The organism is Dactylosporangium aurantiacum (genome assembly GCF_000716715.1).
GTDB lineage: Bacteria > Actinomycetota > Actinomycetes > Mycobacteriales > Micromonosporaceae > Dactylosporangium > Dactylosporangium aurantiacum.
Genome location: NZ_JNYJ01000069.1, coordinates 23,557 through 32,053, shown reverse-complemented (window position 1 = coordinate 32,053; position 8,497 = coordinate 23,557). Strand labels below are relative to the sequence as shown.

Below are 8,497 nucleotides of genomic sequence, written 5' to 3'. Positions count from 1 at the left end.
GCTTCATGATGTGCCCTCCGGGCCTCTACTCGGCAACGTCCTGTGTGATGCCAACAGCGTCGGGCACCGGCACCCTCGCGCCGCAGAGGACAATCACCCCTGTCGACGGGACCTTCTGCCCGCGCGCGGCGGGACCTCCGGCGTGGACGGCGGTCCCCGCGGGCCGGGCCGATGGCCCCTGCCGCGCCGCGCCCCGACCGGCGATCGTCCGCAGTGGATGCACCGTCACCGTCGAAGGGACCGGGATCATGTTCGCCACCCAGGCCAAGGCCATGGTCGAGCGGCACGCCATCGAACACGCCACCGAGCGGCTCATCCGCCGCTACGCCGGCCGCCACCAGCCCGAGGTGGTCCGGCAGACCGTCAACCAGGTCACCGACCTGTACGCGACCGCCGAGGTGTACGCGTTCGTGCCGGTGCTCGTCGAACGCGATGCCCGCCGCATCCTCGACGAGACCGCCGCACCGCGGGTCCGGGGCGGGTGAGCCGACGGTTTCCCGGACGGGTCGGCGGGCTCACGGCCGGCGGGTCCAACGGCCCTGCGGGCGCGCCGGCGGGCGGGCCACGATGGGGGTGTCGGCGCACCGCCGGCCAATCACGAAAGGGGCGTCATGATGACCACCATGTCGACGACAACCCTGACCGATGCGTGGGTGTCGGAGCCACTGCCGCCGTCGACCGACGTGCTGCTGCGGCTGCGCCACCTCGAGGCGCACGTCCAAGCGCTGGAGCTGGCGGTCCGCGACCTCGCCAGGGCGCGCGACCGGACCGATGAGCGCGCGGCGGCGCAGCTGATCCGCGAGACGCTCGACGGGGTGCCGCCCGTGCCGCAGCGGGCCCGGTGACGTGCGGCCCGCGGTGACCCCTCCCTGCGCCGCGGGCCGCACGCTCGACACCACGGCCGGTCCGGTCCGAGGATTGCCGTATCCGAACCGGAGGTGGGCCGGCCGTGCAGGAGCTCGTGGACTTCCTCGGCGGGCAGCCGCCGTTCGACGCGCTGGACCCGCGGGACCTGGCGCGGGTGGCCGCGGGCGTCGAGGTCGAGCACCTCGCGGCCGGCGCGACGGTGACCGCCGGGGGTGTGCCGGCGTGCCTGTGGGTGGTCCGCAGCGGCGCGCTCGAGATGCTCGCCGGTGACCGGGTCGTGGACCTGCTGGGGCCCGGTGACACGATCGGTCCCGGGTGGCCGCCGGCGGCCCGGGTCCGGGCCCGCGAGGACAGTGTGTGCCTGCGCGTCCCGGATCCGCGGGCATTGCTCACCGCCCCCGAGCGGCTCGTCCGGGACGCCGGCCTCCGCCGGGCCGATCGGCCGCTGACGCGCCTGGTCCGCCCGATCGTCTGGTGCGACGCCACCGACCGGGTCCGTGACGTGGCGGCGCGCATCGGCGCGGCGGGCCTCTCGTGCGCGCTGGTGCGGGCCGGCGACCACACCGGCATCGTCACCGATCTGGACTTCCGCGCGCAGGTGGCGACCGGCCGGGTCGGCCCCGACGCCCCGGTCCGCGCCCTCGCCACGGTGCCGGCGCTGACCGTCGGCGAGGACGCCACCCAGGAGCAGGGGCTGCTGCGCATGGTCGAGCACGGCGTGCACCACCTGGTGGTGGTCGACGGGGCGGGCCGGCCCACCGGCGTGCTGCGGGCCGCGGACCTGGCCGGTGCGGAGGTGCGGGACCCGCTGCTGGTCCGGTCGGCGATCGACAACGCCAGCGACGTCGGGGAGCTGGCCGCGGCGTGCCGGCTCCTGCCCGCGATGCTGGTCGAGCTGTGCGACGACGCCGTGCCCGCCACCCGCGTCGGCGCCGTCCACGCGGCGGTGCTCGACGCGGCGATCCGGCGCGCGCTGCGCCTGCAACCGCATCCGGCGCTCGACGGCGTGCGGCACTCCTGGGTCGTGCTCGGCTCACTGGCCAGGCAGGAGCCGCTGCCGTTGTCCGACGTGGACACCGCGCTGGTGTGGGCCGACCCGCCGCCAGGCGGTGCCGGGCCGGACGGAGCGGACCGCATCCGGGCGGACGCCCGCGAGGTGCTGCGGGTGCTGCAACGCTGCGGGTTCACGCTGTGCGCCAACGGCGCGAACGCGCACAACCCGGTGTTCAGCCGGGCGCGGTCCGGCTGGGTCGCGGCGGCCCGCGGCTGGCAGCACGATCCGACCCAGGCCAACGCCCTGCTGCTGTCGGCGATGGTGGCCGACAGCCGGCCGCTGACCGACCCGGAGCTGGGTGGCGCGCTCAGCCTGAGCATCCGGTCGCACACCCGCACCAGCCAGTTCCTGCGCGCGCTGCTCGACGAGGCGTTGAGCTGGCGCCCACCCACCGGCTTCATCCGTGACTTCGTCGTGCACCACAGCGGCGAGCACCGCGGCCAGCTCGACCTCAAGCCCGGCGGGCTCACCCCGGTCGTCGCGCTGGCGCGCTGGATCGCCATCGCCGCGGGCGACGCCAGCGGCACCACCGTGCAGCGGCTGCACCGCGGCGCGGCCCTGGGGCTGCTCACCACCGACGAGGCGGACACCCTGGCCGGCGGGTTCGAGAACGTCTACCACCTGCTGCTGCACCACGAGGTCCGGGCGCTGCGCGGCGGCGGCACGCCGTCGAGCACGTTCATCGCGCCGAAGGACCTGGACTCGCTCACCCGCCGGCACCTGCGCGAGACGTTCCGGGCGATCGCGTTCGTCCAGTCGCGGGTGGACCGGGCGTGGCTCGACCGGCTGCCCGGCTGAGCCCGCCGCGGCCACCCGCCGGGGTCACGGCTACGCCCGCGGGTCCACGACCACCTCGACGGTGTCCTTCGCCGGGCGGCGGGGCGCCTGGGGTGGGGCGGCACCGTGCCCGGGGACGCCGACCCGCACGCCGATGGCGGGCTGGCCGACGCTGCCGAGCATGCGGCGCAGCATGGCCCGCGCGGCGTTGTCCTCGACGAGGTCGCTCATCGCGGAGGTGGCCAGTCCTTCGTCGGTGGCGGTGAGCAGGACCGCGGAGAGTGCCTCACCGGCCACGAGCCAGCCCGCGGGCTCGTCGGCGTCGATGACGATCACACCGTACCGGGCGTTGCGGTCCGCCACGTCGATGCCGCTGTAGATGCTCGGGCCGGGGTCATCACCGGTGAAGTCGCGGACCGGCACGGGCCGGGCGCCCACCGGCGCCACCGTGTCCAGCGGCACGCCCTCGCCGCCCTCGAGCCTGGCCCCGGTCCAGGCGGCGAGCTCGGCGCGGTACACCGGGTCGGTCCGCTCGGCGGCCGCGGCGTGCCCGGCCGCGACGGACAGCGTGGTGAGCTCCTGCGGCCGGACGACGTGCAGGTCGGCGCCGGCCCGGCGGGCGGCGTCGCGCAGCCGGTCGATCCGGTGCTCGGGCACGGGCTCGTCGGCGAACGGCCGCCGGTCCGAACGCCGGACCGTGATCGCCCGCCGCAGCCGTTGCGCCATCGGCGACCAGTCGAGCGTGCCGCCGTACCGCAGCACCGCCAGCAGGTCCGGGTCGTCGCCGTCGGGGAGCCGCTCGACGGCGACGGCCGCGCCGGCCGCCCGCAACGCGACGCAGGCGTGGTGCAGCGCGGCGCCGCAGCTGATGGTGAGCAGGCGGCCGTCCGGGTCGATGCTGCGCAGCTGCCGGTCGCGGTCCGCGCGCAGCTCGGCGGTGTCGTGCGCGATGCGCCAGTGCCACGGCTGCGTGTTCCAGATCGACGGGGCGCGCACGGCCGTCACCGCGGCCCCCGCGAGCAGGCGGCTCGCCGGTTCCACCCGGACCGACGTGCGGCTGTCGTCGTGCTGGCGAGTATCCATGATCACTCCTCCGTCGTGCGGCGCGAGCCGCGGGTCAGGGGGCCGGCCGGTCCGCGCCGGGCTGCGACGCCTCCGACGGGCCCGCCGCGCCCGGCGACTCCTCCGCGGACCCAGGCGCCCCGACCGGCTCTGGGACCAGGCCGTGGTACACCGTGCAGGACGGCTTGCACCCGCCGTGCACCATGTCGGCCAGCGCCCGCTCCATGCCCATGCAGGTGTCCTGGACGTAGTCCAGCCCGAGCTCCTCGGCCAGCCGCTGCGCCCGCGGGCTGGCGATGCCCAGCTGCAGCCAGATCGCGCCGGCGCCGATCGCGGCGGCCTCCTTGACCAGCTCCTCGGCCTCTTCCGCCGGCCGGAACACCTCGACCACGTCGAGGTGCTCCGGCACGTCGCTGAGCCGCGCATAGGCGTGCTCGCCGAGCAGCCGCCCGGCGTGCGGGTTCACCGGGACGATGTGCCAGCCCTGCTCCTGCAGCATCCGCGGCACCCAGTGCGCGGGCTTCTGCGGATCCCGCGACGCGCCGACCACCGCGATGGTGTGCGCTTCGGCGAGAATCTGCCGAGGTGTACGCATCGCACTCAGCTCCTCGCTGTCCCTGGCCGCCGGCGACACCCGCGACGCCACGCCGGACAGATGCTCCCGGGCCGGCGGCCGATGCTTCCAGCGTCGCCTGATCGGCCCGGCAGCGCCACGCCGCGGCCATGCCGGGGCCGGGTCGGGCGGACCAATCATTCCGGCGGGGTGAGCGGCGCGGCGCGGCCCGCCGATCCGTCCCCGGCCGCGGGTCTGAAAGCGCACGGAGCGGGCACGTGCTCAGCACAGCGCCCTGGCCCAGGGCACCGGCCCCGACCGGAGGTGGGTCCGCCATGCGGCACGACATCAGTGTCCCGATCCCCGCGGCGGGAGTGATCTGCGAAGGGCGCCTGACCGGGCCCGACGATCCGAGCGCGGTCGTGCTGTTCGGCGACTGCGAGCCGGCCGCCCGGCGCGACCCGGGCAGGACCGCCGTGGCGGACCGGCTCGTCGAGGCGGGTGTCGCCACGGTCCGCGCGGACCTGCTCACCCGCCGCGAGCAGGCGATCGACGAGCGCACCGGGCGGCTGCGCTTCGACGTCGGCCTGCTGGCGGGCCGGCTGGTCACCGCCGTCGACTGGTGGGCGAGCCGGCAGCAGCGCGCACCGGTGCCGATCGGCCTGTTCGGCGACGGTGCCGGCGCCGCCGTCGCGCTGGTGGCCGCCGCACGGCGACCGGCCGTGGTCGGTGCGGTCGTGTGCCGGGACGGGCGCCCGGACCGGGTCGGCGCCGCGTCGTGCGCGGTGCGCGTACCGACGCTGCTGATGGTGCACGAGCGGGACCGCTGTCTGGTGACCCTCAATCAGCAGGCCGCCGCCGGGTTGCGGGTGCCGTGCCGGCTGCGGCTGCTGCCGGACACCGGCGACCGGGCCCGGCGGGCGCCGGAGCTGGCCGCGGCGTGGGCGACCGCGTGGTTCACCGAGCACCTGCGCTCACGGGTCGGTGCCGGCCAGCGGTGACCGGCCGGCGAACCAGTAGTAGCCGTCGGCGTCGCGGCGGGCCAGGTCCCCGCTGCGGTACCAGCCCGCGGCGAAGCACCGCGCGTAGCGCGGCTCGTCGTGCAGGTAGCCGCGGAACATCGACGGCCAGCCGGCCCGCAGCGCCAGCTCGCCGACCTCGTCCGGTGCGTCGACGACCCGCACGGCACCGCCGCCGGGGGCCAGCAGCGCGGCCTCGATCCCGGGCACGGGAAACCCCATCGACCCGGGGCGCAGGTCGAGGCCGGCGAAGTTGCTGATCATGATCGCGCCCGTCTCGGTCTGCCACCAGGTGTCCTGGACCGGGTGCCCGAGCGTGGCCAGTCCCCACCGCACCGCCTCCGGCTCCAGCGGCCCGCCGGTCGAGGCGACCAGCCGCAGCGCGGACAGGTCACACCCGGCCGCCGGGTCGCCGTGGCGCATCAGCATCCGCACCGCCGCCGCCGTGGTGTACCAGACCGTCACCCGCTGCGCCTGCAGCTGCGAGCACCACCGCCGGGCGTCGAACCGTCCGGTGTCCACCACGACGGTCGCACCGACGCTCAGCGGCGCGACGATGCCGTAGGACGTCGCGATGCCGCAGCCCGGATCGGCCGTGCACCAGAAGACGTCCTCCGGCCGCAGGTCGAGCGCGAACCTGGCGGTCGCGTGGTGCGCGACCACCGCCTCGTGCACGTGCACCGTGCCCTTCGCCCGGCCGGACGTGCCGGCCGTGAACTGCAGCAGCGCCGTCTGCCCCGGGTCCGTCGGCGGGATCTCGAACCGGTCGCCGGCCTCCGCCAGCGCGGCGTCGAGGCGGGACGTGCCGGGCGGCGGTGCCCCGTCGCCGGTCACCAGGACGTGCCGCAGGCCCGGCACCGCGTCGCGGACCGGGGCGACCGTGCGCTCGTACAGCTGCGGGGTGGTCACCAGCACCGCCGCGGCGCCGAGCACCAGCCGGGCACGGACCTCGTCCGGGCCGCACGCCGCGGACAGCGGCGCGGACACGCCGCCGCACTTCACCGTGCCCAGCGCGGCCACGACCAGGTCGAGGCCCCGGGGCAGCAGCGTGAACACCCGCCCGCCCCGGTCGATCCCCAGCGCGGCGAGCGCGCCGGCGAAACGGTTCGTCCGGCGGCGCAGGTCCTCGTAGGTCAGCTCGACCGGCGGCGAGCCGGGACCCAGGCACCGCAGTGCCACCTTGTCCCGCAGCGGGCCGCCGGCGTGGCGGTCGACCGCCTCGTGAGCGATGTTGAGCCCGCGGCCGTCCGGCAGGCCGGACAGCCAGGATCGGGCCATCGACCACGTGAAGTCGTGCCGCACCCACGGCAGGTTGCTCAGGTTGGCCGCCTCGCTCTCGGCCCGTGTCCGGTGGATCGTCTCCGGCACCGTCGCTCGCCGCCCGTCACCGACGTCGCGTGTACGCCCGGCCGATCAGTCGTTGCGCGCGGGCGCCGGCTCGACCCGGGCGTCCGTCCCTGGGAAGACCAGCGCCTCGTGGCCGGAGTCCAGCCAACGTACCTCGTACGGCGGCGTGCCGTCGTCGTGGCGCACCCCGGTGACCACGCCGATCCTGCGATGATCGCCGACGTGGGTGCCTTCCTCGATGATCCGGTCGCCGACCTTCGCCTTCATCACCCGCTCCTTCCGTCGTCGGTCACTGTCGCACGACGCTCTTCCCCTTCTGCCGCGCGATAACCGTCGTAACGCTGTCGGCGCCGCCGGCCGGTTCGTCCGTCCGGGGCCCGGGCAGGCCGGCCGGCGCGCCCGGGCGCCGGCCCAGCGCCGCCGTCGCGGCCAGGGCGAGCGCCGGCGGCGTGATCGTCAGCAGCGGCACCGTGAACCGCAGGTCGATCACGGACAGCGTGACCCCGAGCAGGAGCATCGACACGCTCATCGCGCCCAGCAGCGCGGCGTCCGCGGCCTGCCGCCCGCCGCCGGGCCGGCGCCGCGACGGTCTCCTCGACAGCCATCTCGAGCAGGCGGCCAGGGCCAGGGCGAGCAGGGCGCCGAGCAGCAGCGCCGACGGCGGTGTCACGAAGGTCTGCCCGTACGCCCACAGCGAGCTGTTCAGCGGCGTCACCGTCGGGGCGGCCCCGCCCGAGCCCGCCGGCCGGAAGCCGGTCACCATGAGCGTCGCGGTGCAGTCGCTCACCTGGTTGCCGGAGCGCCCGCCGGACGGCATCGTCCACAGGTCCGTGGTGCAGGCGATCCGCTGCGGCGCGGGCCAGCCCGGCTCGACCAGGTGCCACATGTCGGTGGCGATCGTGCCCACGAAGTCGCCCGGCTGGCCGAGGACGGCCTTGCGGGCGAACCCGGCGAACAGCGCGTCGTGCTCGGGGCCCGGATACCGCTGGCCGATGTGGTCGTGGTCCAGCCCCCAGAAGTAGACGTCGTTGACCTCCCGCTGCCCGAGCGGCTCCGGCGGGCAGATCTCGCGTTCCCGCGGGGTGAAGTCGGTGCGCGAGCAGTCCACGAACGTCGTGGTGCGCTGCCACAGGTACCGGCCGGAGTAGCCGTTGAACGCGTACTGGCCGTGGTGCCGGTGGTACCACACCACGTAGCCGCCCAGCGGCAGGGCCACGGCGACGGTGAAGGCCGCGACGTGCCGCCACCCGACGCGCCGCACGATCAGGTACAGCACGACGAGGACGGCCAGCGGCTGGCCGACCGTGCGGGTGAGCGCGGCGAGCGCGACGACCGCGCCGGCGCACCCGGTCAGCCACAGCGTCGGCGTGTCCCGCCACAGCAGCAGGGTGACGGCGGCCAGCAGCAGGAACGTGAACAGCGTCTCGGACAGCACGTAGTGCTCGAGCTGGATCTGCCGGGCGTCGAGCAGCACCGGCGCCGCCGCGAGCGTCGCCCACCCCCGGCGCACGCCCCGGCGCACGAGCAGGGCGTGCACCGCGACGCCCATGGCCAGGCCCATCAGGTGCTGCACGGCGGAGACCGACGCGATCTGCCCGGTGCCGAACCTGAGCACCTTGAGCATCGCCGAGTACCCGAACGGCCAGATCGTCCCGGGCGTGGTGGCGCTCGCCGCGTCCAGGTAGCCCCGGGTGTCGTAGAAGTACCCGAACGCGGGGTAGTAGGCGACCATCATGCCGAGCCGGACCGCCGCCGCGATCACGACGAGGCCCACGAGCACCCGGTGCTCCCGCAACCACATGCGCACGGTCGTGTGAC

The 8,497-nt window shown here is 75.8% G+C and carries 8 protein-coding genes and 1 pseudogene; 4 read left to right on the top strand and 5 right to left on the bottom strand.

What is annotated here, in order from left to right:
- Positions 1-248: 248 nt before the first annotated feature.
- From OP18_RS46450 to OP18_RS46440, 3 genes are all read left to right on the top strand, one after another.
- Positions 249-485, top strand: a complete 237-nt coding sequence (locus OP18_RS46450; protein ID WP_033366467.1) for a three-helix bundle dimerization domain-containing protein — start codon at positions 249-251, stop codon at positions 483-485.
- A 138-nt stretch (positions 486-623) separates the two neighbouring features.
- Positions 624-845, top strand: a complete 222-nt coding sequence (locus tag OP18_RS46445) for a hypothetical protein (RefSeq protein ID WP_156090271.1) — start codon at positions 624-626, stop codon at positions 843-845.
- Between the two features lie 104 nt (positions 846-949).
- Positions 950-2,719 (top strand): putative nucleotidyltransferase substrate binding domain-containing protein, encoded by a 1,770-nt coding sequence (locus OP18_RS46440; protein WP_033366462.1) that lies wholly within the window; start codon positions 950-952, stop codon positions 2,717-2,719.
- Positions 2,720-2,749: 30 nt separating this feature from the next.
- Here OP18_RS46440 and OP18_RS46435 read toward each other — a convergent pair whose 3' ends face one another.
- Together OP18_RS46435 and OP18_RS46430 are read right to left on the bottom strand one after the other, a co-directional pair.
- On the bottom strand, positions 2,750-3,781 hold the full coding sequence (locus tag OP18_RS46435; RefSeq protein ID WP_052388373.1) for an Acg family FMN-binding oxidoreductase: 1,032 nt from the start codon (positions 3,779-3,781) through the stop codon (positions 2,750-2,752).
- Between the two features lie 169 nt (positions 3,782-3,950).
- Positions 3,951-4,355 (bottom strand): annotated as a pseudogene (locus OP18_RS46430) (CoA-binding protein); the annotation flags it as partial.
- A 293-nt stretch (positions 4,356-4,648) separates the two neighbouring features.
- On the opposite strand from OP18_RS46430, the gene OP18_RS46425 reads away from it, so the two are divergent.
- Positions 4,649-5,314 carry a dienelactone hydrolase family protein gene (locus OP18_RS46425; protein ID WP_033366459.1) on the top strand — a complete coding sequence of 222 codons (666 nt, stop codon included), beginning with the start codon at positions 4,649-4,651 and terminating at the stop codon, positions 5,312-5,314.
- On the opposite strand, the gene OP18_RS46420 is transcribed toward OP18_RS46425, so the two are convergent.
- The 3 genes from OP18_RS46420 to OP18_RS46410 are packed head-to-tail and all read right to left on the bottom strand — an operon-like array spanning position 5,288 to position 8,486.
- Positions 5,288-6,700, bottom strand: coding sequence for an AMP-binding protein (locus tag OP18_RS46420; RefSeq protein ID WP_052388371.1), 1,413 nt, complete (start codon positions 6,698-6,700; stop codon positions 5,288-5,290). The genes OP18_RS46425 and OP18_RS46420 overlap by 27 nt on opposite strands.
- A gap of 45 nt (positions 6,701-6,745) precedes the next feature.
- Complete coding sequence (locus tag OP18_RS46415) at positions 6,746-6,946, bottom strand: DUF1918 domain-containing protein (protein WP_033366456.1); 201 nt, start codon at positions 6,944-6,946, stop codon at positions 6,746-6,748.
- A 22-nt stretch (positions 6,947-6,968) separates the two neighbouring features.
- Positions 6,969-8,486, bottom strand: a complete 1,518-nt coding sequence (locus OP18_RS46410; protein WP_156090270.1) for a hypothetical protein — start codon at positions 8,484-8,486, stop codon at positions 6,969-6,971.
- Positions 8,487-8,497: the final 11 nt, after the last annotated feature.